Consider the following 25,739-nt stretch of genomic DNA (forward strand, 5'->3'; position numbering starts at 1 on the left):
CTGGCGCCGGAAGGGCTCAGTGTCGGATCAACGACAATTCGCACCATGCGCCAGGTCGGGCTCTCCACCATCGCCGCGCTGGCGATCGCGATCGTCGCGGTCTCCGCCTCGGCGCCGCTCATCGCGTTCGCCGCCGCCCCCGCCCTCGCGATCGCCTTCTGGCGCAACGCGATCGGCGCCGCCGCGCTGGCCCCGGCCGCGCTCACGCGGCGCCGCGTGCAGCTGCGCGACCTGCTGCGGCCCGGCGACGGGTCGCGGACGCTGGCGGTGACGGTGCTGTCCGGGGTGTGCCTGGCGGTGCACTTCGGCACGTGGGTGCCCAGCGCGAAGCTGACCAGCGTGGCGATGTCGGTGGCGCTGGTCAGCACGGCCCCCGTCTGGACCGCGCTGATCGCGGCGGCCCGCGGGATCCGGGTCTCGGCCGGCACCTGGGCCGGGATCGGGATCGCGGTCGCCGGCGTGGCGCTGGCCACCGGCGCCGACCCGGACCTGTCCGGCCGCGCGCTGCTCGGCGACGCGCTGGCGCTGATCGGCGGGATCGCCTCGGCCGCGTATACGCTGCTCGGCGAGCGCGCCCGGGCCAGCCTCGCGACGACCGTGTACGCCTCGGTCTGCTACTCGGTCTGCGCGGCCCTGCTGCTGGTCGCGTGCGTCGTGACGGGGGCGGGGCTGTGGGGGTACGACGGCCGGACCGTGCTGGCGATCGCGGCCATGACGCTGGGGCCTCAGCTGCTCGGTCACACACTGGTCAACTACGCGCTGCACCGGGTCAGCGCCACGACGATCGCCGTGCTCCTGCTGCTGGAGGTGCCGGGCGCGCTCGTCATCGCCTGGCTGCTGCTCGGGCAGCTGCCGGCGGCGCGCACGCTGCCCGGCATCGCCGTGCTGCTCGCCGGCGTGGCGGTGGTCGTGCTCGACGGCCGGCGGCGTCAGCCCACGAACGGCGGCACGATCATCTCGCCGGAGGCGATCGGCACGACGTGACCGCCCACGGACGCGGACACGGCCTTCCCGCCGCTCGCGGTCACCGTGCAGTGCAGGGCCGAGGGGCGGTGCATCTCCAAACCCTGGGCGATCTCGTACCGCGAGAGGCCGTCGCCCGGCAGCAGACCGCTGCTCACCAGCCAGACGCCGAGCCCCATCGCCGCCGATCCCGTGGCCGGGTCCTCGGCCACGCCCACCTCGGGCACGAGCACGCGCACGTGCGCGAGGTTCTGCTCGGCGTTCCAGTGGAAGACGCTGAGGTTGTCGACGGGCCGCCACAGGCGCACCCGCCCGACCGCGTCGTCCGTCACCGACAGGAACACGAACTCCAGCCCGCAGCCGGCGAGCCGCGGCGCCGGGCCCACGTAGTCCGCCTCGGTCAGCCCGATCGACTCCAGCAGCGGCAGCGGGTCGAGCGCCGGGCCGACGGTCGGCACGCCCCCGGTGACCGTCGCCGTGCCGTGCACCTCGTCGATGTGGATCGGCAGCAGCCCCGCCCCGCACTCCTGCACCACTTCGGGGCCCTTGATCGCCCCGTTGCGCAGCAGCGTCACCGCGCAGCCGACGCTCGGGTGCCCGGCGAAGGGCAGTTCGGTGCTCGGTGTGAAGATCCGCACACGGTACGTCGCCTCCGCGCTCGTCGGCGGCAGCACGAAGATCGTCTCGCTGAGGTTGAACTCGCGCGCGATCGCCTGCATCTGCTCACCGGCCAGGGTTTCGGCGTCGTAGACGATCGCCAGAGGGTTGCCGGTGAAGGGCCGATCGGTGAAGACGTCGACGACGGAATACCGCACCATGCTCATATCGGCAGCCTAGGTGGCGACGGCCCGCCACGATCGGTCCAACGGCAACGCGGTGGATTCCTTAAGTAGGCTTGAGCCTCGTGAGCAGTGCGCCGCGGGTCTACATCGCGCGCCTCGCGGGCCTGAGCGTGTTCGATCCGAACGGCGACCAGGTCGGGCGGGTGCGTGATGCCGTCGCGCGGGCCCGCACCGGCAACCAGCCGCCCCGCGTGGTCGGGCTGGTGGCCGAGATGCCGATGCGCCGGCGCATCTTCCTGCCGATCGGCCGGATCACCGCCATCGAGCCCGACGCCGTGGTGCTCAACACCGGCACGCTCAATCTCCGCCGCTTCGAGAAGCGCCCGGGCGAGCTGCTGGTGCTGGAGGACTTCATGGACCGGCACGTCACCGTGGCGGCGACCGGCCGCACCGGCGCCGTCGTCGATGTGGCCATGGACGCCGATCGCACCGGCGGGTGGTCGCTGTCGAGGGTCGCCGTGCGCGAATTCACCGGCCGGCTCACCCGCCGCGGCCACCTCAACCAGCTCGAGTGGGGCGAGGTCTCCGGGCTGGCCGGCGAGCCGCAGACGCAGGGCACCGCCGGGCTGCTCGCCGTGCTGGACAACATGCGCCCAGCCGACCTCGCCAACGTGCTGCAGGACCTTTCCGAGTCCCGCCGCGTCGAGGTCGCCGCCGCCCTCGACGACGAGCGCCTCGCCGATGTGCTCGAGGAGCTGCCCGAGCACGACCAGCTGGAGATCATCACGGCCCTGGAGCCGCAGCGCGCCGCCGACATCCTCGAGGAGATGGACCCCGACGACGCCGCCGACCTGCTCGCCGAGATGCCCAAGCCGGAGCAGGAGGTGCTGCTCGACCTGATGGAGCCCGACGAGGCCTCCCCCGTGCGGGCCCTGCTGGAATACGCGCCCGGCACCGCCGGCGCCGTCATGACCTCTGAGCCGATCGTCATGGCGCCCGACGCGACGGTCGCCGAGGCCCTCGCGCGCATCCGCGAGCCGCAGCTGTCCCCCGCCGTCGCCGCCGGGGTCTTCGTCACACGCCCGCCGATGGCCACGCCCACCGGCCGGTACCTCGGCGTCGTGCACTTCCAGCGGCTGCTGCGCGAGGCCCCGTCGGCGCTGCTGGGCGGGGTGGTCGACAACGGCATCGACCCGCTCGCCCCGGACACCACGCTGGCCGAGATCACTCGCCGGATGGCGACCTACAACCTGGTGGTGATGCCCGTGATCGACGACAACGACAAGCTGGTCGGCGCCGTCACCGTCGACGACGTGCTCGACCATCTGCTGCCCGAGGACTGGCGCGACCGCGACCATGCCGAGCCGTTGAGCATCGCCATTCCGGGGAGCGCGTCCGGCACCGCCAGCGGCGGCCATGGCTGAGCGCCGGCGGCTCGACCAGCCGCGGGAGTCCCGGATCACGCTGCCGCGGTTCGATCCGGAGGCCTTCGGCCAGTGGTCCGAAGGCATCGCCCGCTTCATGGGGACGGCGAAGTTCCTCGTCTACATGACGATCGTGATCCTGGCGTGGATCGCGTGGAACACGCTCACTCCCCGGAGCTGGCAGTTCGACCCGTACACGTTCACCTTCCTCACGCTGATCCTGTCGCTGCAGGCCTCCTACGCGGCACCCCTCATCCTGCTCGCCCAGAACCGCCAGGCGGACCGCGACCGCCTGGCCTCCGAGGAGGACCGCCGCCGGGCCGCGGCACAGAAGGCGGACACGGAATACTTGGCGCGCGAGATCGCCGCGCTGCGCATCGCACTGGGCGAGGTGGCGACGCGCGACTTCCTGCGCTCGGAGCTGGCCCGGGTCGCGGAGGAACTCGACGAGGCCGCCGACCGCCGGGCCAAGGCGGAGCGCAAGAAGGTCCGCAAGGCCCTCGGCTCGCTGTCCGACCCTCTAAACCCTGGGGACGAACCGGACGATTCGGTCGACTCGGACAGCTCGGACGACCCTCCACGCCGCCGCCGCTAACCCAAGGACGCAACACGCCGCGCGCCTCAAGGGGCTAGGCGCGCGGCGTGTAAACGATGGTCGCACCGGGTTTGGCACGCGGACAAGCCCCCGAGGGCGACATGATTCACTAATCGGGCGTGTGATGCGTTCCTCGCGCAGTCCTTACCCGGCAGGGTGAACGCGCCGTCCGACGTAACATGGCACCCATGTCAGCCCCGGCCACCACCGTCGAGGACGCGATCGCCGCCGCGCTCGCGACCGTCGACGACCCTGAGATCCGCCGGCCCATCACCGAGCTGGGCATGGTCCGCGACGTCATTCTCCGCCCCGACGGGGTCGCCGCGATCGGCATCCTGCTCACGGTGGCCGGCTGCCCCCTGAAAGACAAGCTTCGCACGGACATCACCCGCGCGGTCGGCGCCGTCCAGGGCGTCGCCGGCGTCGAGATCGACTTCGGCGTGATGACGCCCGAGCAGCGCAAAAACCTGCAGACCAGCCTGCGCGGCGACGCGCAGGAGCCGGTCATCCCGTTCTCGCAGCCCGGCTCGCGCACCCGCGTCTACGCGGTCGCCAGCGGCAAGGGCGGCGTCGGCAAGTCCAGCGTCACGGTCAACCTCGCCGCCGCCCTCGCCGCGCGCGGCCTGTCCGTGGGCGTGGTCGACGCCGACATCTACGGCCACTCAATCCCCCGCATGCTCGGCGCGGACGGCCGCCCCACCCAGGTCGAGTCCATGATCATGCCGCCCTCCGCGCACGGCGTGAAGGTCATCTCGATCGGCATGTTCACCCCCGGCAACACCGCCGTCGTCTGGCGCGGCCCGATGCTGCACCGCGCCCTGCAGCAGTTCCTCGCCGACGTGTACTGGGGCGACCTCGACGTGCTCCTCCTCGATCTCCCCCCGGGCACCGGCGACGTGGCCATCTCCCTGGCCCAGCTCCTGCCCTCGGCCGAGATCCTGGTCGTGACCACCCCGCAGGCCGCCGCGGCCGAGGTGGCCGAGCGCGCGGGCTCCATCGCCCTGCAGACCCACCAGCGCATCGTCGGCGTGGTCGAGAACATGTCGTGGCTCGAACTGCCCGACGGCCAGCGCATGGAGGTCTTCGGCGCCGGCGGCGGCCAGACGGTCGCGGACTCGCTGACCCGCATGGTCGGCGCGAAGGTACCGCTCCTCGGCCAGATCCCCCTCGACACCCGCCTCCGCGAGGCCGGCGACGTCGGCCTGCCGCTGGTCCTGGCCACCCCGGACGCCCCGGCCGCCGCGGCCCTGTCGTCGGTGGCCGACAAGCTGGCCCTGCGCCGTGAGAGCCTGGTCGGCAAGCCGCTGGGCCTGAAGCCCGCCGGCCGCTGACCAACGGTCCAACGCCGACCGGCGGTCACCCGACCGCCGACCGGCGGCTCGCCCGCGGGTCGGATCGTCGCGACCGCGGGCCATCGGCCGGCGTGGCGAGAACGGCACGTTGGTCGCCGACCCGAGCGAGTGACGCGAGGGCCGGACTGCCTCCGGTTCTCTGTCGACCGACCTCGCCATGGACGGCCAACACAACGTTTCCGCGATCATGCAGCCGCCGCCGGCCGAACGCCCGGTTCGCCATGATCGCGGAGTGCCCATGTACAAGGAGCAGCACGTTCACTCCGTGACCATGCAATACCCTGCGCGCCAAGGGCATGATCACGGAAATGCGCAAGCTTCCAGCCAGTTGACGGTCCGCTCTACGTTGACTCGTGGCGGTGACCGGCGACTGCGGAGCGCGAATCTGCCCGAAATATCCCCCGGCGGGTGAAATTTCCGGCATGAGACCTTCGACGCGGAGGTGGGTTTGGGCGGGGACGCTCAGTGGGCTCGCGTGACGGATCAGGCTCGTCTGACGGATTGCGGCCGGACCGCTCAGGTGACGTCTTCCCAGGACGCGCGGATGGCGGGCTGCTGGGCGGGCGCGGGTGTCGGTGCCGGGGTCGCCGGGGTGGTGGCCGACTTCGCGGCCGACTCGGCATCGCGCCTGACCTGGTCGGCCACGCCTCGCACGTCGTCGTAGATGCCCTGCAGCGGCTTGCGCAGCGCGGCCTCGTCCTCCTCGCTCAGCAGGTGCTTGCGCAGGAAGGTCTTCGGGTGCAGGTCCTCGAGCTGGATGTCGGTGCCCAGTTCCTTGCTCAGGTCGCCGGTCGCGTTGCGGGCCATCTGGCGGAGCTGGCGCACCATCTTCACGCCATCGCTGATCGCCTTCGGCAGCCGGTCGGGGCCGAAGATGAACAGCCCGACCAGGATGATCACGATGAACTCCGGGCCCCCGATGTTCTCCAAGCCCATGTGCCGGCCCTCCCCTGCTCTCACGCGCAAGAGTACGCACTCCCGGGGCGGTCCGGGAGAGCCGTCAGGTCACTTCGCGTCGGCGACGAGCGTCACGGATGTCTTGGCTCTCGACGCACCGCGGAGATATTGCATTTCCACCGTGTCTCCCGGCGCGTATCTGCGCACGAGCGCCGTGAGGTCCCACGACTCCTCGACCGGCTTGCCGTTCACAGTCATGACCACGTCGCCGGCCTTCAGGCCGGCGGCCTCGGCCGGACCGCCGGGCTCGACCGTGGACAGCCGGGCGCCGCCGAGCGGGTTCAGGTACGCGGCGTCGACCTGCACGCCCATCACCGTGCGGCGGGCCTTGCCGGTATTGATGATGTCGGTCGCGATGCGCCGGGCGTGGTTGATCGGGATGGCGAAGGCGAGGCCCACGTTGCCCGCGCTGGCCTGGTCCTCGGAGAGGGTCCCGATCACGGAGTTGATCCCGATCACACGGCCGGCGGCGTCGAAGAGCGGGCCGCCCGAGTTGCCCTGGTTGACGGCGGCGTCGGTCTGAATGGCCGAGTAGTACCGGGCGGCGCCGCCCTCGCTCGTGCGAATGGGGCGGTCGAGGTAGCTGACCACGCCGTACGTCACCGTGCTGGTCAGCCCCAGCGGCGCGCCGACGGCGACGACCGGGTCGCCGACCTGCACCTGGTCGGAGTTGCCGAACTCGACGGGGACGAGCTTGCCGTCCGGCAGGCCCTTGGAGTCGATCTTGAGCACGGCGATGTCGGACTCCGGGTCGCTGCCGACCACGCTCGCCGTGGCGACCGTGGCGTCGCTGAAGCGGATCGTCGCCGGGCCGCTGCCGCCTTCGACGACGTGATTGTTCGTGATCACGTGGCCGTCGGCGGACACGACGAACCCGGAGCCGAGTGACGTACCGTTGCCCACGCGGATACTGATCGTGACGACGCTGGGGAGCACCTTCTTGACCAGCGCGGCGATCGACTCGGGGGCGCGGTTGTTCAGCGGCGGGTTGCCGAGCTGGGTGCCGCCGAGCGTCGCGCCGCCGCCGCCGACCGCGAAGACGTACCCGAGCGTGCCACCGAGCGCACCGGCCAGCAGCGCCGTCACGATCGACACGACGAGTACAAGACCGATGCCGACCCGCGGCCCGGCCGAGGGCGGCGGCGGCTTCTCGAGCTCCGGGGCCTCGTCCGGCGGGGTCTTGACCACGACGACCGGCGCGTCGGGATCGCGCCACGGGTCGGCCAGCGCGTCGGACCACCAGCTGTCGGGCGCCGGCTGCGGCCCTGTCCCCTGAGGGGAGTTGGGCGCAGCCCAACCGGGGCGCGACCCCCAGCCGCTACCGCTGGCCGGCGCGCCGGGGCCCGGCTGACGCCAGGCCGAACCGTCTGTCACGATCGGCTCCTCCGTCCGTTTCGCATCCAGCATTACACGCCCCGGCATCACGCATGCGGGGGCGAGGTCTCCTAGGCTTGCGGTCAATCAACTCATCTGAGGGGTGTCCCATTACCGCTTCCGCTCGGACCGCTGACTTCATCGACGGGTACGTGTCCGAGGACCCGGTGCTCACGGCCGCTCGCGAGCAGGCCTTCGAGCTGGGCATCAGCGCGGTGAGCCGGGGCTGCGGGGCGGCACTGCGGGTGATCGCCGCGGTGAGCAACGCCAAGGCGGTGGTCGAGGTCGGCACCGGCACCGGGGTGAGCGGCGGGTGGTTGCTGCGCGGGATGCGCCGCGACGGGGTACTCACCACGATCGATTTCGAGGCGGAGCACCAGCGCATCGCGCGCCGCGTGTTCTCGGCCGCCGGCAACCCGCCCTCGCGCACCCGGATCATCACGGGCCGCGCGCTCGACGTGCTGCCGCGGCTGGCCGACCGGGCGTACGACCTGGTCTTCGTCGATCACGACCCGAGCGAGTACGGGCCGGTGGTGGCGGCCGCGGAGCGGCTCCTGCGGCCCGGCGGCACGCTGGCGCTGGCGGACGCCCTGGCCGGCGGACGGGTCAGCGATCCCACGATGCGGGACGCGGAGACGGTACTTCTTCGCGAGGCGGTCAAATCGCTCCGCGACAGCGACGCCTGGATCCCGGCCCTTCTCCCCCTCGGCGACGGTCTGCTACTAGCAGCTCGCGCACAGTAGCAACCCGGCGGCCCCCGCCAAAAACTGTCGTACCCGCGTTCGAAGATTCCCCCATGACCGAACTCGGCATCATCACCAAGACCGTCCTGCCAGCCACCACCCCCTTCGACCTCGAGTGCTCCCTGCGCGCGATCGCCGGCTTCCAGCCCTGCATCCGCGACGTCGGGCTCAGCGAGGGCACCGTCCGCCGGGCTTTCACCCACCCAACCGACCCGTCGTCCGCGATCGTGACCCAGGTCACCGAGCGCGACGACGGCGAGCCGGGCGTCACGCTCACCGTGTTCAGCGCGGCGCCGCTCACCGGGCCGGAGCTGGACACGGTCGGCGCGCGGGTGACCGCCTGGCTCGGCCTCGACGACGACCGCGCGGGATTCCTGCGCGTCGCCGAGAGCGACGAGCACGTCCGCCCGCTGCTCGCCATCGCGGCCGGCCTGCATCAGGTGCGGTTCTCGAGCCTGGCCGAGGGGGTCGTGTATTTCACGCTGGTGCAGAACTCGGCCCAGTGGTATGCGTCCCTTCGCAAGCGCCGGCTGACCGTCCACCTGGGCACGACCGTCTCGGCGGCGGGCGAGGACTACACCGCCTTCCCCGACTTCGCTCTCCTGACCCGGCTGACGCCCACGCACCTGCTTCCCTACGCCGGCGCCGGGCACAAGGCCGTGCGCCTGGCCGAGGTGATCGGCGGCGTGGCCGCGCTCGACGAGGAGCTGCTGCGCACCGGGCCGTATGAGGAGGCGAGGGCGGCGCTGCTGTCGGTGCGGGGCATCGGGGCCTACACGGCGCACGCCCTGCTCCTGCGGGTCCTCGGCCGGCCCGACGCGGTGCCGCTGGAGATGGAGCAGTTCGTCAACACCGCCACCGTTGTGTACGGTGACCCGCCCCCGTCGCCGGCCGAGCTGCGGGAGCGGTATGGCCCGGGGGTCGGCTGGTGGGCGTATACCTGTCGCACCGCGCTGACCTGGCTGGAGGAGGAGAAGAAGGCCCGGGAGCGGGCCGGCCGGTCGCGGGGCCCGGCGGTCCGCCGGCCGCGGACGCCGACGGGCAGCAGCCGCCCGCGGGTCGCCGCCGGGCGCGGCCGTCATCCGGCGCCGTGGAGCCCGTCCGATCCGGGTCGGGCGGCCGAAGGCGCGGTCCTCGCCGCCGACGGCCCGGCCCTCGATCCGGTGGGCGAGGGCTGACCGGCGGGCGCGGTCCGGTCCCGGGCTACAGGATGCCTTCCAGCGGCGTCTTGTAGCCCAGGACCTGCTCGGGGTCGGCGTCGAGGACGTCCCGCAGGAGGGTGGCGTATACGGAGCGGAAGTCGGTGGTGAACTTCAGGTCGCCGTTGTCGAGGTCGGAGAGGCTGGGCTGTTCGCCGTACAGGCCGCCCTTCACGGGGCTGCCGAGGATGAACATGTTCGACGCCGTGCCGTGGTCGGTGCCGTCGGAGCCGTTCGCGGCGACGCGGCGGCCAAACTCGGAGTAGACGGCCACGATGACCCTGCGGCCCGCGTCGGTCTTCGCCATGCGGTCGGCGAACGCGGTGAGCGCGCCGTCCAGGAGCGTCAGCAGCACCTCCTGGGAGTTGCGCTCCTCGGCGTGCAGGTCGAAGCCGCCGAGCGAGACGGAGAAGACGCGGGTCGCCACGCGGGCCTCGACACAGCGGGCGACGAGGTCGAGCTGGGTCTTGAGGTCGGAGCGGCCGCCGGTGGCGGTGCCGGACGAGGAGGAGGCGTCCCCGTCGGTGTCGGCCTCGTCGACGCTGTGCATGAGGGCGTCGACCTCGACGAGGTCGGCGAAGGCGCGGGCGGCGCGGGCCTGCAGCGGGGGCTCGCCGTCGGCGGGGTTGCCGAAGGCGGTCAGCACGTCGGGCTTGACGCTGGCGGGCAAGGTGAGGCCGCTGACGGGGATCGCGGCGCCGGCCGTGGTCGCGCCGGCCAGGAGCGGAGGGAGAACGGGTTCGAAGGAGACGGCGTGGCGCGGGTCGCCGCCGAAGGCGTCCAGCCACCGGCCGAGCCAGCCGGTGTGGCCGGGCCGGTCGGGCTGGGCGGTCTGCCAGATGTCCATCGAACGGAAGTGACTGTGGTCAGGCTTCGGGTAGCCGACGCCGCGGACGATGGCCAGCTTCTTGGCGTCGAACATGCGCTTGAGGCCGGCGAGGCCCGGGTTGAGACCCAGGGTGTCGTCGAGCTTGAGGACCTCTTCGGGCTTGTAGGCGAGCTTGTTGCGGGCCGGGGCGTAGGCCTTGTCGGCGTACGGGATGACGTTGGCCAGCCCGTCGTTGCCGCCGTAGAGGGTGACGAGGACGAGCGTCTTGGCGTCGCCGGGCCGGTCGTCCCAGCCGGCGGTGTCGAAGACGTCGCGCAGCGTCCAGGCGCTACCGGCGGCGATCGCCGCGCCACCGACGACGCCGCTGGCGATCAGGAACTTCCTGCGGGTGAGGGCGTCCATGCCGCCTCCTTCAACGGTGCGAGCAACGTGAAACCGAACAAGCCGATGCGCGCCGGGCCACCGCGAGGCGGGCGGACACGAGCTGGCCCGGCGCGAGGCGGGCCGTGGTCGGGCGGGCCGGGGCTCTGGCCGAGGTGTGGGCGGGGCATGGGATCAGCAGACCGCGTACTCGGGGCTGGCCAGGCCGAGGGTCAGCAGGCGGCGGGTGTCGTTCGCGGCCGGGGTCAGGGCGGCCACGGTCCGGTCGGTGAACCTGTCCACCACCAGCAGTCGGGCCAGGGCCGCCGGGCGCTGGGGTGGGGGCACCGCCTTCAGGCGGTCCAGGACCGGCTGGGGTGCCCTCGCGGCCAGGGTCTGGGCGAGCTTGATGCGGGCCTGGGTCGCCGACGTGGTCAGCCACGCGGCGCCCGCGGGCCAGCCGCCGACGCTCGGGGGGCGCAGGGGGACCTGGCCCAGCTGGGTGAGGCCGGAGGCGAGCTGCTTGCGCTGGTTGTCGTTGAGCTCGCCGGGGCGGATCTGCAGCTGGCGGAGGGCCCCGGCGAGCCACTCGACGGGCTGCTTGACGAGCTCGGTGTGGCCGTCGGCGGACAGCAGCTCGCGCAGCATGGCGGCCGTCGTGGGCTGGGTCTTGGCGCGGTCGAGGACGGGCTGCGGGACGGGGGCGTCGCTGCAGTACCGCAGCCAGAGCCTCTGGACGATGAACTCCGGGCCGGCGGGCTGGGACAGCAGGATGTCCGCGAAGCCGTCGGCGTCGAAGTTGCCGGTCTTGCCCAGGATGGTCTTGGGCTGGTCGTCGTGGCGCTTGGGGTTGAGGGTCGCCTTGCCGGTCTTGGTGTCGACGACCCAGCCCGTGAGGGCCCGGGCGCCGGCGCGGACGTCCTGCTCGGTGTAGTGCCCCACGCCGAGGGTGAACAGCTCCATGAGCTCGCGGGCGAGGTTTTCGTTCGGGGCCTTGTCGGTGTTCTTCTGGCCGTCCAGCCAGACGATCAGGGCGGGGTCGCGCAGCATCGCGTGGACCTGCGTCGCGAAGTCGCCCAGGGCGGTGCGGAACAGGGTCTGCTGCTGGGCGAGCATGAGCGGGCCGGACTTGACCTTGTCGGCGGAGGTGGCCCAGTGGCCGTGCCAGAAGAAGGTCAGCTTCTCGTGCACCTGATGGTCGGCCTGCACCATCCGGTCCAGCCACCACGCGCCGATGACGCGGATCTGCTCGACGCGGTCGGTCTTCTCGTTGACGACCGGGCCGAGCTTGGGCAACGGAGTGCGGGCCGCGCCGGCGTCGGGGGCGGCGGGGCTGAACAGCGCGTCGAGGGTCGCCGCCGGGCCCTTGGACTCGGCGGCGTCCACCTCCTCGGCCGTGGGCCCGAACGTCGCCCGGCGCAGCAGATGCGCGACCTTCTCACGATCGGCCATGGAACTCAGCCTATGCGCCGATTGTTCGAACCTCGTAAAGCAGACCTCAGGCTCCCTTGAAGACCGGCCGCTGCTTCTGCACGAACGCGGCGGTCGCGTTGTGGTGGTCGGCGGTGTGGCCGCAGGTCGCCTGGGCCTCGGCCTCGACGGCGAGGGCGTCGGCGAGCGAGCCGGAGCCGCCGGTGGCGAGCTCGCGCTTGATCTGGCCGTAGGCGACCGTCGGGCCGGCGGCGAGGCGGTCGGCGAGCTCGAGGGCGGCCGGCAGCACGTCGTCGTCGGAGTCGGTGAGGCGGGTGAGCATGCCCAGGTCGTACGCGGTCTGCGCGGTCACGGGCTCGGCGAGCAGGAGCAGCTCCACGGCCTTGGCGTGGCCGACGATGCGGGGCAGGGCCCAGGAGATGCCGGTGTCGCCGGCCAAGCCGACGTTCGCGAACGCCATGAGGAACGCGGTCTTCGGGCCGCCGACGCGGAAGTCGGCGAGCAGGGCGAGCGACGCGCCGGCGCCGGCCGCCATGCCCCGCACGGCCGCCACGACGGGCTTCGGCATGCCGCCGAGCAGCGTGGCGATCGGGTTGTAGTGCTCGGTCACGGTCGACAGCGACGAACCGGTCCCGGCCTCGAGCGAGGCGACGTGCTCGCGCAGGTCCTGGCCGCCGCAGAAGGCGCGCCCCGCGCCGGCGAGCACCAGTGCGCGTACCGAATCATCGTCTTGAAGCTCTTCCAGCGTGTCCCGCAGGGCCACCTTCAGCGCCACGTCCAGCGAGTTGAGGGCATCGGGCCGGTTGAGGGTGAGGATCGCGACGCCGTTATCGGTGCGTTCGACGAGCAGCTCCATCGGTACTCCTAATCAGAGGGTCAGACATGCGTCCACGAAACGGTCCGCGGCGGGGCGGAGCCGGACGGCGTGGTGGTCGAAGAACGCGGCGGCCGCGGTGCCGGCCCAGCGCTCGGGCAGCAGCTCGGGCGGCAGCTGCGGGTCGCGGAACAGGAACGCGCGCCAGGCGTGCACCAGCGTGAACCGCACCGCGTAGGCCTGCTCGTCGGGGGTGGTGGGGCCGACGCCGGCCACGAGCGGGGTGAGGCGCTCGACGAACTCGCCGTACGCCGCGGCGATCCCGTCGAGGTCCCAGGCCCTCGCCACCATCTTGATCGCTCCTTCGGTACCGCCGGAATGCTCCGCCGTGAATCGGTCATAGCGGACACCGGCCTCCGTCAGCAGGGCGTCGACGCCCTCCCCCGGCCGCGGGGCGACCCACGTCGAGCCGTCGATCGATCCGTACCCGAGGAATCCGAGGTTCGCCACCAGTCTCGCCCGCGCGCCGCGGTGCGCGGGCGGTTCGAGCGTGATGAGATCAAACCGGCCCGTCCACGCGCTCGCGGGGCCGCCCGGGCGCTGGGTGCGGTAGATACGGGCGCCGGCGGCGTCGAGGCGTTGTGCCGCCTTCGGGGTGATGCAGTAGCCCGGGCCGGTCGGCAACCGTAGAGGATGGAGCCATCCCTGTCGGACCATCCGCGACACCGCGGTACGGACGGCCGGGGCGGCGATGCCGAGGGGAGCGAGCAGGCGCACGAGAGCCGCGACCGCGGCCCGACCACCGCGCGGGCGAAGATGGTCGCCATAGAGATCAAAGAGGGCGGACCGGGCCTGCATGGCCGCTTATTGTGACAGTTGACCGGCATTTTCCGCCACAGATTGTCACAGGGTTCGCGTCCCAGTTTGGGTCTTGGGGCCATCATCAGGGAAAATCAACGGTTGGCGCGTACATCACGGAGTCGTCGGGTCCGGTCACGGCCCCGTGAGCAGGCGTGCCGGGCATGCGGGGACGGCTGTGCCACCTGGTGTCTGGGACATCAGGGAGCGAAGGGAGACAACATGGCGGCCATGAAGCCGCGGACAGGCGACGGTCCGCTGGAGGTCACCAAGGAGGGCCGGGGCATCGTCATGCGCGTCCCGCTCGAGGGTGGTGGGCGGCTCGTCGTCGAGATGACCAAGGACGAGGCCAACGAGCTCAGCGAGGCGCTGAAGACCGCCACAGGCTGAGTCTTCCTGCATACGGCTCTGCTTTCGGGGTTCTGACTGGGTGGCCCTGGTGGTCGCTCCCATCGGTGTGCGCGCAATCCCCGGGCGAGAATCGCCCGGTGAATGGAGGGTCCCAGTGCTGGACATCAGGTTCGCCACAGCCCGCAGCGCCTCCGGTGCGGTCGCTGTCGTCGTGCCGTCCGGCTCTCCCGACGCCGCACTCGACCTGCTCAAGCTCGGTCCGGCCGACCTGGCGGAATGTGCGGCGTTCCTGGAGGACGTCGAGCACTCGGGGTCGGCCGGCACCGTGCACACCCTCCCCCGGCCGGGGCGCAAGCCGTCGCGGCTGCTGTTCGCCGGCATCGGCGACGGGGACGAGGCCGGCTGGCGGTCCGCGGGCGCGGCCCTGGCCCGCAAGGCGCGCACCGAGACGTCCCTGCGCGTCCTGGCCGCGCACGACACGCCCCCCGAGGCCGTCCGCGGCCTGGCCGAGGGCCTGTGGCTGGCGTCATACCGGTTCAGCCTCGCCGACACCGAGCCCGACCCGCTCCGGCGCGTGACGGTGGCGCTGCCCGCCACCGGCGAGACGACCGGCGCGCTCGAACAGGCCCGGGCGGTCGTCACCGCCACGGTGCTGGCGCGCGACCTGACCAACATGCCCAGCGATCGCAAGACGCCGGCCTGGTTCGCCCGGCAGGTGGTCAAGGCGGCCGCCGGGGTGCCCGGCCTGACGGTCGAGGTGCGGGAGCCCTCCTACCTCGCGGCGCAGGGCTTCAACGCGATCCTGGCCGTCGGGCGGGGCGCGGCCACCGAGCGCGGCCCGCGCCTGGTCGAGATGTCCTGGCGCCCGCGCGGCGCGAAGCGGCACGTGGTCCTGGTCGGCAAGGGCATCACGTTCGACACCGGCGGCATCTGCATCAAGCCGACGAGCAACATGAGGCTGATGCGCAAGGACATGGGCGGCGCCGCCGCGGTGATCGGCGCGACACTGGCCGCCGCCGCGATGCGCCTGCCGGTGCGGGTGACCGCGCTGGCCCCACTGGCCGAGAACGCGCTCGGCGCCGACGCCATGCGCCCCGGCGACGTCGTCACCCACTACGGCGGGCTCACCTCGGAGATCCTCAACACCGACGCCGAGGGCCGGCTGGTGCTCGGCGACGCGATGGCGTACGCGGTGCGCCGCCTGCGCCCCGACGTCATGATCGACCTCGCCACGCTCACCGGCGCGCAGGGCGTCGCCCTCGGCAAGCGCACGGCCGCGATGTACAGCTACAGCGACACCCTGGCGGGCGCCCTCGCCACCGCGGCGGCCGCGTCGGGCGAGTCGGTGTGGCGCATGCCGCTGAGCGACGACTACGCCGATGAGCTCGACGGCGACGTCGCCGACCTGGTCAACTCGACGGACATCGGCGCGGGCTCGCTGCTCGCGGCGCTCTACCTGCGCGAGTTCACCGGCCCGCTACGGGATCGGTGGGCCCACTTCGACATGTCCTCGCCCGCCTGGTCGGACTCCAACGACGGCGAGCTGGCGAAGGGCGCCACCGGCTGGGGCGTGCGTACCCTGACCCGCTGGCTGGAAACGGCCTCCTGAGACGCGAATGCGGTGACGGCCCGCCGGGGCCGCCACCGCACATGCGCGTGAGGGGCTAGAGGATCGTCCAGGTGTCGCCGCTGTTGAGCAGGGCGGCGAGCTCCTCCTCCGGGGTGCCCTTCGCCTTGGCCTTCGCGGTGGCCAGCTGGTCGCGGACGATGTCGTCGTAGGCCGCCCGGTCGACCGAGCGGAACACGCCGATCGGGGTGTTGCGCAGGTCGAGGCCCGGCAGCCGGGACAGGGCGAACGCGTACGCCGGCTCGGCGACCGTCTGGTCGTGCACGACGATCTCGTCGGCGCCCACCGACGCGGTCGGCACGACGGAGAGACCGAAGCCGCCGGGCGGGTGCGTGACCGCCCACTCGCCGTCCTTGCCGAACGTGATCGGCCGCCCGTGCTCCAGCCGGATCAGGAAGTCGTCGCGGGTGGCGGGCTCCTTGAGGGCGTCGAACGCGCCGTCGTTGAAGATGTTGCAGTTCTGGTAGATCTCGACGAACGCGGAGCCGCGGTGCTCGGCGGCCGCGCGCAGGACCGACTGCAGGTGCTTGCGGTCGGAGTCGATGGTGCGGGCGACGAAGCTCGCCTCCGCGCCCAGCGCGAGCGAGATCGGGTTGAACGGCGAGTCGGCGGACCCGGCCGGCGTCGACTTCGTGATCTTGCCAATCTCCGACGTCGGCGAGTACTGACCCTTGGTCAGCCCGTAGATCTTGTTGTTGAACAGCAGGATCTTGAGGTTGACGTTGCGGCGCAGCGCGTGGATCAGGTGGTTGCCGCCGATGGACAGCGCGTCACCATCGCCCGTGACGACCCAGACCGACAGGTCGGGGCGGGACACCGACAGGCCGGACGCGATCGCCGGCGCACGGCCGTGGATCGAGTGCATGCCGTAGGTGTTCATGTAATACGGGAACCGCGAGGAGCAGCCGATGCCGGAGACGAAGACGATCCGCTCGCGCGGAATGTTGAGCTCGGGCATGAAAGACTGGACCGCGGCCAGGATCGCGTAGTCCCCGCAGCCGGGGCACCAGCGCACCTCCTGGTCGGACTTGAAGTCCTTGGTCGTCAGCTTCAACTGCTCAGGCATTCTTGACCACTTCCTCGAGCACGCCCTCCAGCTCGGCCGCGGTGAACGGCAGGCCGCGGACCTGGTTGTAGGCGATGGCGTCGACCAGGTAGCGCGACCGGATGACCCCGGCGAGCTGGCCGAGGTTCATCTCCGGGATGACGACCTTGTCGTAGTTCTTGAGCACCTCGCCCAGGTTCTTCGGCATGGGCGAGAGGTGGCGCAGGTGCGCCTGGGCGATCGACAGGCCGCGCTGGCGCAGGGCGCGGGCGGCGGCGCCGATCGGCCCGTACGTCGAGCCCCAGCCGAGCACCAGGACGCGCGCGGTGCCGTCCGGGTCCTCGACCTCCACGTCGGGGACGTCGATGCCCTCGATGCGCGCGGCCCGGGTCCGCACCATGAAGTCGTGGTTGGCCGGGTCGTAGGAGATGTCGCCGGTGCGGTCGGCCTTCTCCAGGCCGCCGATTCGGTGCTCCAGGCCGGGGGTGCCCGGGACGGCCCAGGGCCGGGCCAGGGTCTGCGGGTCGCGCAGGTACGGCAGGAACGTCTTGCCGTCCTCGCCGTTGGGCTCGGTGGCGAACCGCACCCGCAGGTCGGGCAGGTCGGCGATCTCCGGCAGGCGCCAGGGCTCGGAGCCGTTGGCGATGTACCCGTCCGAGAGCAGGATCACCGGCGTGCGGTAGGTCAGCGCGATGCGTGCCGCCTCCAGGGCGGTGGTGAAGCAGTCCGCGGGCGAGCGGGGCGCGAGCACGGCGACCGGGGCCTCGCCGTGCCGGCCGAACAGCGCCATGTTGAGGTCGGCCTGCTCGGTCTTGGTCGGCAGGCCGGTGGACGGGCCGGCCCGCTGCACGTCGATGATCACCAGCGGCAGCTCCAGGGCGACCGCGAGCGAGATCGTCTCGCCCTTGAGCGCGACGCCGGGGCCGGACGTGGTGGTCACGCCGAGCGCGCCGCCGTAGGAGGCGCCTAGGGCCACGCCGATCGCGGCGATCTCGTCCTCGGCCTGCACCGTGGTCACGCCGAACTTCTTGTGCTTGCTCAGCTCGTGCAGGATGTCGGAGGCCGGGGTGATCGGATACGCGCCGAGGAAGACGGGCAGCTCGGAGCGCACGCCCGCGGCGACGATGCCCAGCGCGAGCGCCGCGTTGCCGGTGATGTTGCGGTAGTTGCCGGCGTCCATGCGGGCCGGCTTGACCTCGTAGCGCACGGCGAAGTTCTCGGTCGTCTCGCCGAAGTTCCAGCCGGCCTTGAACGCGGCGATGTTCGCGGCGACGAGCTCCGGGCGGGAGGCGAACTTGCGCTCGAGGAAGGAGATCGTGGATTCGTACGGGCGGGAGTACATCCACGACAACAGGCCGAGCGCGAACATGTTCTTCGCGCGCTCGGCGTCCTTCTTGGAGATCTCGAACGACTCGAGCGCCTTGACCGTCATCGAGGTCAGGCCGACCGGGGCGACGTTCCAGCCCTCCAGCGAGCCGTCGTCGAGGGGGTTGGACGAATACCCCACCTTGGCCAGGTTGCGGCTGGTGAACTCGTCGGTGTTGACGATGATCGCTGCACCCTTGGGCAGGTCGGCGAGGTTGGCCTTCAGGGCCGCCGGATTCATGGCGACAAGCACGTTGGGGGCGTCACCCGGCGTGAGGATGTCGAAGTCGGCGAAGTGCACCTGGAAGCTCGACACGCCCGGGAGGGTGCCGGCGGGGGCGCGGATCTCGGCGGGGAAGTTCGGCAGCGTGGATATGTCGTTTCCGAGCTGTGCGGTCTCGGAAGTGAAGCGGTCACCGGTGAGCTGCATACCGTCGCCGGAATCGCCAGCGAACCTGATGACCACTCGATCCAGCTGGCGGACCTGCTTGGTCACGTGAGCTGACCTCCTATTGCGGCGATCGTGTTGTCCTACACCCTGAGGGTACGTCGGCATGAACGGCGCGCCTGCGGCGCATATCCCTTCCGTAGCACCGAAGCTGCGACTTTCGTCATTGCGCCGCGCGCGTCGCTGTGCGCGGGTCGCAAATCCGACTCATCGAGACGGAGCCGGCCTGGAGCCGCCACCCGGTTCGCCGTCCTTCTAGTCTGGTCTGAGCGGGCCGCCGGCGGCGACACTCGCGCTTTGGGCATATCGGAGATCGTGATGATGCGGGTACGGTGCGTACGATGAGCGGATATCTGGGTGGATATGCAACGCTCGGACTCCTCCTCCTGGTCGGAGCCGCGGTCTTCCTCGCCGCGTTCACGGCCAACCGGCTCCTCGGACCGCGCCGTTCGGCCGACCGGACGACGGCTGGTGACTCGAAGTACGAGACGTACGAATGCGGGCTGGACCCGGTCGGCGGCGACTGGGCGCAGGCACAGATCCGCTACTACGTGTACGCCTACCTCTACACACTGTTCGCCGTGGAGAGCGTGTTCCTGTTCCCCTGGGCGGTCGTGTTCGACACGCCGGGGTACGGCGGGGCGGTGATCGTCGAGATGGCGATCTTCGTGGCCGTGCTGTTCCTCGGCATCCTCTACGCGTGGCGGAAGAACATTCTGCGCTGGACCTGAGACCTTTCGCATTTGCCGGCGGATAAATCCAGCCACGCCATGGCCGGATTTATCCGACATTTCGTATATGCACGGTGCAACAGCCGTTCGGCCTATGTCTGCGACGCCGGGGGCTAGGCAAGGCCGCGGCGGGACACGGTCGGCTGCCGCTCGCCCCGGATCGCCGCGACGGTGTCAAGGACGCGGCGGGTGGCGCGCACCTGGTGGGCGCGGAACACCCGAGCCCCCAGCCACGCCGAGACCGCCGTCGCCGCCAGCGTGCCCTCCAGCCGCTCCCCCACCGGCAGGTCGAGCGTCTCGCCGATGAAGTCCTTGTTCGACAGCGCGACCAGCACCGGCCAGCCCGTCCCGACCAGCTCGCCGAGGCGGTTGGTGATGGCCAGGGAGTGGCGGGTGTTCTTGCCGAAATCGTGGGCCGGGTCGATGAGGATGCCGTCGCGGCGCACGCCGAGCGCGACGGCCCGCTCCGCCAGTGCGGTGACCGTGCGTACCACATCGGTCACCGGATCCTGGAACGCGGCCCGGTGCGGCCGGGTGCGCGGCGTGAGGCCCCCGGCGTGCGAGCAGACCAGGCCGGCCCCCGTTTCGGCGGCGACCTCGGCCAGGCCGGGATCGGCGCCCGCCCACGTGTCGTTGATGAGGTCGGCGCCGGCCGCGACGACCTCCCGGGCCACCTCGGCCCGCCAGGTGTCGATCGAGATCACGACCTCGGGGAACATCGTCCGGATCTTCTCGATCGTGGGCAGCGTGCGGCGCAGCTCCTCGGCCGCGTCGACCGTCTCGCCCGGACCGGCCTTGACGCCGCCGATGTCGATGATGTCGGCGCCCTCCGCCACCGCGCCCTCGACGGCCCGCAGCGCGGCATCCTCGGCGAAAGTTGCACCCCGGTCGAAGAAGGAATCCGGAGTCCGGTTGACGATCGCCATCACCGCATACTCGCCGTCGGCGAAGTGCCGGGCGCCCAGACGGAACATTGCATGACCTCCATGTTTCTTCAGAAGGGTGTGCCGGGCTCGCCCAGGCGTACTCAGCGTGCCACGATTCCCCCTATGGCTGAGTTCCTCCTGGTGTTGATTGCCGCTGTGGTCGTCGGGGCCATCGGGTTCGGCGTGTCGCTGTTGATCACCGGTGACGACCCGGGGATCGAAGGACATGAACCGGACGGACGCTCCGTACCGCTGCCGTCGTCGCGACCGCTCGTCGAGGGCGACGTGAACCAGCTGCGGTTCGACACAGTCCTCCGGGGCTACCGAATGAACCAGGTCGACGCCGCGCTGCGGCGGGCCGGCTACGACATCGGCTACAAGGAGGAGCTGATCCAGGTCCTCGAGGCCGAGATCAAGGCTCTCCGCGAGGGACGGCAGGAGGACGCGGACGCGCTGCGCGACGCGCGCCAAGCCGCCGCGGCCGGGGCGTCGACGACCACCGGCACGCCGTCGGACGCGCCGGCCGAGCCCGCCGCGGAGACCTCGGACGACGCCGAGGAGCCGGACGTCGACCTGGACGAGAAGCCGTCCTCCGACAACAACTCCGACAACAACTGGGACGCCTCCGCCGATGACTCATGGGGCCGCCCCTCTCCGGTGGTGAAGTGACCGCCGAGGACTTCACCGAGGCGGCACGACCCGGTCCGGGCGAGGTCACGGCAACGACGATCGTGGCCGCCCCGGCCGCACGGGTGTTCGCGGCGCTCACCGACTGGGAGCGGCAGGGCGAGTGGATCCCGTTCACGAAGGTCCGGGTGCTCGACGGCGACGGCGGCGAGGGCAGCCAGATCGAGGCGGTGACCCAGATGGGCCCGGCGATGCTGCGCGACCTCATGCGGGTGGTGAAGGTCGACCCGCCCTTCGAGGTGCGGGTCGTGCACTACGGCAAGGTCCTGCGGGGCCCGGGTGTGATGCGCTGCACCCAGCTGGGCACCGACCGCACCCAGGTCGTGTGGCACGAGTGGTTCCACCTGCCGGCCGGCCCCGCGGGCCGGCTCGCGTGGCCGCTGCTCTGGCCGGGCTCGAAGGCCGGCCTGACCGGGGCGTTGCGGCGGTTCGCCCGGCTGGTGGAGTCGGGGCGGCTGGCGTAGCGATTTTTGTCGTACCCCCGGAGTAGGTTCCGAGGCATGGTCGACGTGGTGGTGGGAGAAGACGGGCTGGCCCGGTGCGGGTGGGCCGCGTCGACACCCGATTACCTGGAGTATCACGACAACGAGTGGGGCCGGCCGGTCCGCGACGACAACGGGCTGTATGAGCGCATGACGCTGGAGGCGTTCCAGTCCGGATTGTCCTGGATCACGATCCTGCGCAAGCGTCCTTCCTTCCGCGCCGCGTTCGCCGGGTTCGAGATCGAGAAGGTGGCGGCCTTCGGGGAGGCCGACATCGAGCGGTTACTCGGGGATGCCGGGATTGTCCGCAATCGGGCGAAGATCGAGGCGGCGATCGCGAATGCCCGGGCGGCGGCGGAGTTGCCCGGCGGGATCGCGGCGCTGCTGTGGTCGTTCGCGCCGGAGGTGCGGCCCCGGCCGGTGGACTTCTCGGTGGTGCCGGCGGTGACGGCGGAGTCGAAGGCGATGGCGAAGGACCTGAAGCGGCGCGGGTTTCGGTTCGTCGGGCCTACCACGGCTTATGCGTTGATGCAGGCGACCGGCATGGTCAATGACCATGTTGTGGGGTGCTTCGTGGACATCTGAGCGACACGTCGACAAATCCCCTTCTGGCTGCGTGATGCAATGAAGGCATGGCGAAGTGGGTGGTGGTTGTCTCCGAGAAGCAGTACGAAGCTGAGCGGCTGTACGGGGCCGGGGGGATTTCGGTTCCGGAGGATGGGCTCACCGTCGGGGATGAAGCGCTGCTCGTTGCCGCCGGCGAATCGCCCGTTGTCTTCGGGCTGGGCCGGGTCGATGCCGAGGGCCGGCTGCAGTACACGGTGAACCTGCTCGACCGGCCGCTGCCCGCGGGTGGTCTTTCGGGTGAGGTCGGGGCCCGGCGGCTCGATGAGGATGCCTTCCTCGACGTCGCGCGGAGGGCCTCCGCCGACTCGCCGCGGGGCGGCGCGAAGCGGACGTGGCTGGTCAGCGTCGACATGCCCATCGAGGCCGCCTCGCCCGGGGAGGCGGTCCGGGCGTTCTGGAGCTACGTGCGGGAGCTCGGGCCGGCCGAACTGCCCGCCTTCGTGTGGCCGGCGGGGGACGAACTGGCCATGCAGGCGTACGTGCTGGGGGCCGAGGCCAATCAGGACCCGGAGGAGGACTGACGGGGCCGGCGGCTGGGCTACTCGACCGTTGAGAAGCGGATCGAGCCGGCGATGAGGTCCGGGTGCTCGATCGTCAGGGCCAGAGCCACCGACTCCTCCAGGCTCAGGGTGCCGCCCGCGGCGTAGGCGGTGTCGAAGGCGGCGTCGCCCATCGCGGTGCGCAGGGTTGCCTGCTGCTCCGTCCAGTACGCGCCGAAGGCGCCCGTCGAGCAGCGCAGGCGGATCCTCGTGGCCTGGGCGGCGCCGAACAGGCGGGCGGCCGTCTCCGCGTCCTCGGCCAGCGCGCAGCGCACGGCCATGGCGTTGAGGGACTCGCACACGCGCAGGTGGAAGCCGTGGGTCATGCGGGAGCGCAGGGCCACGATGAGGTGGTCGTGCGCGGCCACCAGGTCGCCCCTCGAGAGGGCGACCATGCCCAGCAGCATGTCCACGGTGCGGCGGCCGCGGTCCATCGGGCGGCTGTTCTCCAGGGGGCGGGCGCTGGCCAGCAGGCCGGCGGCCTCGTCCAGGGCGCCGCGGCGCCAGAGGAGCTGGGCCAGCGCGTAGACGGCGAAGACGGCCTCGCCGGCGACGCCCTGGTCCTCGGACCAGGCGATGACGTCGCGGCAGAGGCGTTCGGCCTCCTCGGTGCGGCCCATCTCGAGGAGGGGGGCGCCACGGGCGGAGAGGATGCGCGCGATGAGGCCCGGGTCGCCCGCGCGGCGGGCAGCGGACTCGGCGCGCTGGGAGAAACGGAGCTCCTCGACCGTCTCGCCGTCCGCGCCGGCGTGCAGGGAGTGCATGTGGTACGCCGCGGCCAGCTCGGCGTCGGGGACCGGCTCGCCCGTGGCGCTGATCCGCTCGTACAGGCGGAAAAGCCACATCCGGCCCTCCCGCACCAGGCCGCGCTCGCGCCACCACTGGTCCAGGGAGCCGGCCAGCGCCAGGCCCTGGCGGGCGCTGCCCCGGGTCACCGTCCAGTGCAGGGCGGCGCGCAGCTCGTCGGCGAGCGGGTCGAGGGTGTAGAGGGACAGCGTGACCGGGCGGCCCTCGGGGTCGAGGTAGGCGTCGTGGGCGGCCTGCAGGCACCAGGCGACGTGCCGCTCGCGGGCCGACTCCTCCTCGCCGGCCTCGAGCAGCAGGCGGGCGGCGTAGGCGCGGATCGGGTCGAGCATGCGGTAGGTGGCGCTGGTGGCGCCGGCCTCGGCCTGCAGCAGGGACTTGTCGACCAGGGTGGCCAGCGGGTCGAGGGGGTCGCCGTCGTGCAGCCACTCGATCGCGGGCAGGTCGACCGGGCTGGCGAAGACCGACAGCCAGCGAAGGAGGCGGGCGGAGCGCGGGTCGAGGGTGCGATACGACCAGCCGACCGCGGCCTGCATCGTGCGGTGCCGGTCCGAGGAGTCGGACAGGTCCTTCAGGTCCGGTGAGACGACCGGCGAGCCGGCGTCCAGCGTGCCCAGGACGTCGCCGATGCGGTCGGCCAGCTGCGCGGCGGACAGCAGGCGCAGGCGGGCCGCGGCCAGCTCCAGGGCCAGCGGCAGGCCCTCGAGCGCCGAGGCGACCCGGGTGAGGTGGGCGATGTCGCCGGGCTCGGCGGGGCGGCCGCCGCGGGCGGCGGAGGCGCGGTCGACGAGCAGGGCCACGGCGTCGCTGAAGCCGCCGCCGCTGGCCGCCTCGACCGACAGCGGCGGGATGCGCCAGACGACCTCGCCGGCGAGGCCGAGCGGCTCGCGGCTGGTGGCGAGCACGGCGACCTCGGGGCCGGCGGCGAGCAGCCGGGCGACGAGCCGGCGCGCCGCGGGCAGCTGGGCGTCGGAGGTGTCGAGCAGGACGAGCAGGCGGCGGTCGCGGACGTGGTCGGCGATGGTCTGCCCGACCGGGCGGCCCGGCTCGGGGCGCAGGCCGAGGGCGGCGGCGACGCTGACGTCGACGAGGTCACCGGTCGCGACGGCGCTGAGGTCGGCGAACCAGACGCCGTCGCGGAACTGCTCGACGATCTCGCCGGCGGCCTCGACGGCGACCCGGGTCTTCCCGGCGCCGCCCGCGCCGACGACGGTGACCAGGCGGTGCCGGCCGATCAGGTCGCGCACGGCGGCGCGCTCCGCGGCGCGGCCGATGAAGCGGGTCGTCTGCACGGGCAGGTTGTGGGCCGGCGCGTCGATCGTGCGCGGGCGCGGGAACTGCCGGTCGAGCCCGGGGGCGACGAGCTGGAAGATCCGCTCGAAGCCGTCGAACCCGCGCAGCCGGTGCAGGCCGAGGTCGAGCAGCCACGCGTCGTCGTCGAGCGGCGCCCCCGCCACGCCGGCGCGGGCGGCGGTGGCGGCGGAGCAGAGCACCTGCCCGCCGTGGGCGGCGGCGGCGACGCGGGCGGCGCGGTGCACCTCGGGTGAGGTGTACTCGCCCCCGTAGGGCTCGGCGAAGCCGGTGTGCAGGCCCATCCGGACCCTGGGGCGCGCCTCGGGGCTGGGCCAGTTGTGGGCGGCGAGCTCGCGCTGGGCCTCGGCACACGCGTTGAGGGCGGCGGCCGCGTCGGCGAAGGCCACGAAGAGCGAATCACCCTCGGTGAAAAGCTCTACACCGTCCGCTTTGGACAGTGCGCGGCGAATCACCTCCCGGTGCTCGTGGAGCACCGGCCGGTATCCCGCACCGAGCATCTGGGCCAAGCGGGTCGAGCCCTCGATGTCAGTGAAGAGGAAAGTCACCAGCCCGCTGGGCAGGTGCGTCCGCCCCGACACGTGAAACCTCCGCCTCCTTTTTCAGGCGTGCCCCATATTTCCCCACCCCGGTGGCGCGCACATCGTAGAAACGGTCCCCACCGGCAACCCTCAAGGTCGACCCCGGACCGTCGTCCGGGGCGATCCGTGCTGGTCAGCAACGATGGAGGGCGAAGCTTGAGTGGGTTTCGCGTGACGTAACGACAACACTCCGGTAGCGGTTGTGGCACAACAAGCCACAACATCAAAGCCGTTTTGCCAATGTAACTTGAAACCGATCGGTAACAATGTTTCAGCAGCCGCACGCGCCGCCGCAGCAACCACCCCCGGCACCACCCGGGGCATCACCCCGCGGGGCATTCAGCGCGGAGCCGCCGACGGCGATCGTGGACAGCAGTTTGACGGTGTCGTCGTGGCCCGCCGGACAGGCGGTCTTCACATTGGCTTCACTCATCGGGCGTTGCATCTCGAAGGTGTCACCGCAGGCGCGGCAGCGGTACTCGTAGCGTGGCATTCTCACAGGCTATGCCACGGTGACACGCGCCCGGGAATTCA

25 protein-coding genes are annotated in these 25,739 nt (G+C 71.8%); 13 read left to right on the forward strand and 12 right to left on the reverse strand.

What is annotated here, in order from left to right; translation table 11 throughout:
• Nucleotides 1–45: 45 nt before the first annotated feature.
• On the forward strand, nucleotides 46–984 hold the full coding sequence (locus ACGFI8_RS05700; protein ID WP_392800455.1) for a DMT family transporter: 939 nt from the start codon (nucleotides 46–48) through the stop codon (nucleotides 982–984).
• Here ACGFI8_RS05700 and ACGFI8_RS05705 read toward each other — a convergent pair.
• Nucleotides 930–1,787 (reverse strand): PhzF family phenazine biosynthesis protein, encoded by an 858-nt coding sequence (locus tag ACGFI8_RS05705; RefSeq protein WP_392800457.1) that lies wholly within the window; start codon nucleotides 1,785–1,787, stop codon nucleotides 930–932. The genes ACGFI8_RS05700 and ACGFI8_RS05705 overlap by 55 nt on opposite strands.
• Before the next feature lie 80 nt (nucleotides 1,788–1,867).
• Between ACGFI8_RS05705 and ACGFI8_RS05710 the strand changes: the two genes are divergently transcribed.
• The 3 genes from ACGFI8_RS05710 (at nucleotide 1,868) to ACGFI8_RS05720 (ending at nucleotide 5,095) form a co-directional block, all read left to right on the forward strand.
• A complete protein-coding gene (locus ACGFI8_RS05710) occupies nucleotides 1,868–3,169 on the forward strand; it encodes a magnesium transporter MgtE N-terminal domain-containing protein (protein WP_392800459.1) in 1,302 nt (433 codons plus the stop codon).
• Nucleotides 3,162–3,764 (forward strand): DUF1003 domain-containing protein, encoded by a 603-nt coding sequence (locus tag ACGFI8_RS05715; RefSeq protein ID WP_392800461.1) that lies wholly within the window; start codon nucleotides 3,162–3,164, stop codon nucleotides 3,762–3,764. Before ACGFI8_RS05710 ends, ACGFI8_RS05715 begins: the two co-directional genes overlap by 8 nt.
• A gap of 188 nt (nucleotides 3,765–3,952) precedes the next feature.
• Nucleotides 3,953–5,095 (forward strand): P-loop NTPase, encoded by a 1,143-nt coding sequence (locus tag ACGFI8_RS05720; protein WP_392800462.1) that lies wholly within the window; start codon nucleotides 3,953–3,955, stop codon nucleotides 5,093–5,095.
• Between the two features lie 537 nt (nucleotides 5,096–5,632).
• On the opposite strand, the gene ACGFI8_RS05725 is transcribed toward ACGFI8_RS05720, so the two are convergent.
• Nucleotides 5,633–6,052 carry a Sec-independent protein translocase subunit TatB gene (locus ACGFI8_RS05725; protein WP_392800465.1) on the reverse strand — a complete coding sequence of 140 codons (420 nt, stop codon included), beginning with the start codon at nucleotides 6,050–6,052 and terminating at the stop codon, nucleotides 5,633–5,635.
• Between the two features lie 69 nt (nucleotides 6,053–6,121).
• Entirely contained in the window at nucleotides 6,122–7,447 is a 1,326-nt protein-coding gene (locus tag ACGFI8_RS05730; protein WP_392800468.1) for a S1C family serine protease, read from the reverse strand.
• A 152-nt stretch (nucleotides 7,448–7,599) separates the two neighbouring features.
• Between ACGFI8_RS05730 and ACGFI8_RS05735 the strand changes: the two genes are divergently transcribed.
• Nucleotides 7,600–8,190 (forward strand): O-methyltransferase, encoded by a 591-nt coding sequence (locus tag ACGFI8_RS05735; RefSeq protein WP_392800471.1) that lies wholly within the window; start codon nucleotides 7,600–7,602, stop codon nucleotides 8,188–8,190.
• Between the two features lie 53 nt (nucleotides 8,191–8,243).
• Nucleotides 8,244–9,368 carry a hypothetical protein gene (locus ACGFI8_RS05740; RefSeq protein WP_392800473.1) on the forward strand — a complete coding sequence of 375 codons (1,125 nt, stop codon included), beginning with the start codon at nucleotides 8,244–8,246 and terminating at the stop codon, nucleotides 9,366–9,368.
• 25 nt (nucleotides 9,369–9,393) lie between these two features.
• On the opposite strand, the gene ACGFI8_RS05745 is transcribed toward ACGFI8_RS05740, so the two are convergent.
• From ACGFI8_RS05745 to ACGFI8_RS05760, 4 genes are all read right to left on the reverse strand, one after another.
• Nucleotides 9,394–10,620, reverse strand: a complete 1,227-nt coding sequence (locus tag ACGFI8_RS05745; protein WP_392800476.1) for a DUF1501 domain-containing protein — start codon at nucleotides 10,618–10,620, stop codon at nucleotides 9,394–9,396.
• Nucleotides 10,621–10,773: 153 nt separating this feature from the next.
• On the reverse strand, nucleotides 10,774–12,030 hold the full coding sequence (locus tag ACGFI8_RS05750) for a DUF1800 family protein (protein ID WP_392800478.1): 1,257 nt from the start codon (nucleotides 12,028–12,030) through the stop codon (nucleotides 10,774–10,776).
• 46 nt (nucleotides 12,031–12,076) lie between these two features.
• The gene (locus tag ACGFI8_RS05755) at nucleotides 12,077–12,865 is read right to left on the reverse strand and encodes an enoyl-CoA hydratase-related protein (protein WP_392800480.1); all 789 of its coding nucleotides are present in this window, start codon (nucleotides 12,863–12,865) and stop codon (nucleotides 12,077–12,079) included.
• Nucleotides 12,866–12,877: 12 nt separating this feature from the next.
• A complete protein-coding gene (locus ACGFI8_RS05760; RefSeq protein ID WP_392800482.1) occupies nucleotides 12,878–13,681 on the reverse strand; it encodes a PaaX family transcriptional regulator C-terminal domain-containing protein in 804 nt (267 codons plus the stop codon).
• 222 nt (nucleotides 13,682–13,903) lie between these two features.
• Between ACGFI8_RS05760 and ACGFI8_RS05765 the strand changes: the two genes are divergently transcribed.
• Nucleotides 13,904–14,071, forward strand: a complete 168-nt coding sequence (locus ACGFI8_RS05765; protein ID WP_081971220.1) for a DUF3117 domain-containing protein — start codon at nucleotides 13,904–13,906, stop codon at nucleotides 14,069–14,071.
• A 67-nt stretch (nucleotides 14,072–14,138) separates the two neighbouring features.
• On the forward strand, nucleotides 14,139–15,641 hold the full coding sequence (locus ACGFI8_RS05770) for a leucyl aminopeptidase family protein (RefSeq protein ID WP_392801209.1): 1,503 nt from the start codon (nucleotides 14,139–14,141) through the stop codon (nucleotides 15,639–15,641).
• A gap of 55 nt (nucleotides 15,642–15,696) precedes the next feature.
• Here ACGFI8_RS05770 and ACGFI8_RS05775 read toward each other — a convergent pair whose 3' ends face one another.
• Together ACGFI8_RS05775 and ACGFI8_RS05780 are read right to left on the reverse strand one after the other, a co-directional pair.
• Nucleotides 15,697–16,725, reverse strand: a complete 1,029-nt coding sequence (locus ACGFI8_RS05775; RefSeq protein WP_392800485.1) for a 2-oxoacid:ferredoxin oxidoreductase subunit beta — start codon at nucleotides 16,723–16,725, stop codon at nucleotides 15,697–15,699.
• Nucleotides 16,718–18,565, reverse strand: coding sequence for a 2-oxoacid:acceptor oxidoreductase subunit alpha (locus ACGFI8_RS05780; protein WP_392800487.1), 1,848 nt, complete (start codon nucleotides 18,563–18,565; stop codon nucleotides 16,718–16,720). The genes ACGFI8_RS05775 and ACGFI8_RS05780 overlap by 8 nt, the downstream gene beginning before the upstream one ends.
• A gap of 293 nt (nucleotides 18,566–18,858) precedes the next feature.
• Between ACGFI8_RS05780 and ACGFI8_RS05785 the strand changes: the two genes are divergently transcribed.
• A complete protein-coding gene (locus ACGFI8_RS05785; RefSeq protein WP_392800490.1) occupies nucleotides 18,859–19,248 on the forward strand; it encodes an NADH-quinone oxidoreductase subunit A in 390 nt (129 codons plus the stop codon).
• Between the two features lie 113 nt (nucleotides 19,249–19,361).
• Here the strand turns inward: ACGFI8_RS05785 and folP are convergent, their stop codons facing one another.
• Nucleotides 19,362–20,222 carry a dihydropteroate synthase gene (gene folP / locus ACGFI8_RS05790; RefSeq protein WP_392800493.1) on the reverse strand — a complete coding sequence of 287 codons (861 nt, stop codon included), beginning with the start codon at nucleotides 20,220–20,222 and terminating at the stop codon, nucleotides 19,362–19,364.
• 75 nt (nucleotides 20,223–20,297) lie between these two features.
• Here folP and ACGFI8_RS05795 point away from each other — a divergent pair, with 75 nt between their 5' ends.
• From ACGFI8_RS05795 to ACGFI8_RS05810, 4 genes are read left to right on the forward strand one after another with little or no spacing between them, the layout of a single operon-like run.
• Nucleotides 20,298–20,843: a DivIVA domain-containing protein gene (locus tag ACGFI8_RS05795; RefSeq protein ID WP_392800496.1), complete on the forward strand. Its 546-nt coding sequence runs from the start codon at nucleotides 20,298–20,300 to the stop codon at nucleotides 20,841–20,843.
• Nucleotides 20,840–21,325 carry an SRPBCC family protein gene (locus ACGFI8_RS05800; RefSeq protein ID WP_392800498.1) on the forward strand — a complete coding sequence of 162 codons (486 nt, stop codon included), beginning with the start codon at nucleotides 20,840–20,842 and terminating at the stop codon, nucleotides 21,323–21,325. Before ACGFI8_RS05795 ends, ACGFI8_RS05800 begins: the two co-directional genes overlap by 4 nt.
• Nucleotides 21,326–21,361: 36 nt before the next feature.
• Nucleotides 21,362–21,928 (forward strand): DNA-3-methyladenine glycosylase I, encoded by a 567-nt coding sequence (locus tag ACGFI8_RS05805; RefSeq protein ID WP_392800501.1) that lies wholly within the window; start codon nucleotides 21,362–21,364, stop codon nucleotides 21,926–21,928.
• Between the two features lie 47 nt (nucleotides 21,929–21,975).
• Nucleotides 21,976–22,491, forward strand: coding sequence for a hypothetical protein (locus tag ACGFI8_RS05810; RefSeq protein WP_392800504.1), 516 nt, complete (start codon nucleotides 21,976–21,978; stop codon nucleotides 22,489–22,491).
• 17 nt (nucleotides 22,492–22,508) lie between these two features.
• Here ACGFI8_RS05810 and ACGFI8_RS05815 read toward each other — a convergent pair whose 3' ends face one another.
• Both ACGFI8_RS05815 and ACGFI8_RS05820 read right to left on the reverse strand, forming a co-directional pair.
• Nucleotides 22,509–25,205: an adenylate/guanylate cyclase domain-containing protein gene (locus ACGFI8_RS05815; protein ID WP_392800505.1), complete on the reverse strand. Its 2,697-nt coding sequence runs from the start codon at nucleotides 25,203–25,205 to the stop codon at nucleotides 22,509–22,511.
• Nucleotides 25,206–25,476: 271 nt separating this feature from the next.
• Nucleotides 25,477–25,698, reverse strand: coding sequence for a zinc ribbon domain-containing protein (locus ACGFI8_RS05820; protein WP_392800507.1), 222 nt, complete (start codon nucleotides 25,696–25,698; stop codon nucleotides 25,477–25,479).
• Nucleotides 25,699–25,739: the final 41 nt, after the last annotated feature.

The sequence above is a fragment of the Dactylosporangium sp. NPDC048998 genome, from assembly GCF_043197855.1.
GTDB lineage: Bacteria > Actinomycetota > Actinomycetes > Mycobacteriales > Micromonosporaceae > Dactylosporangium.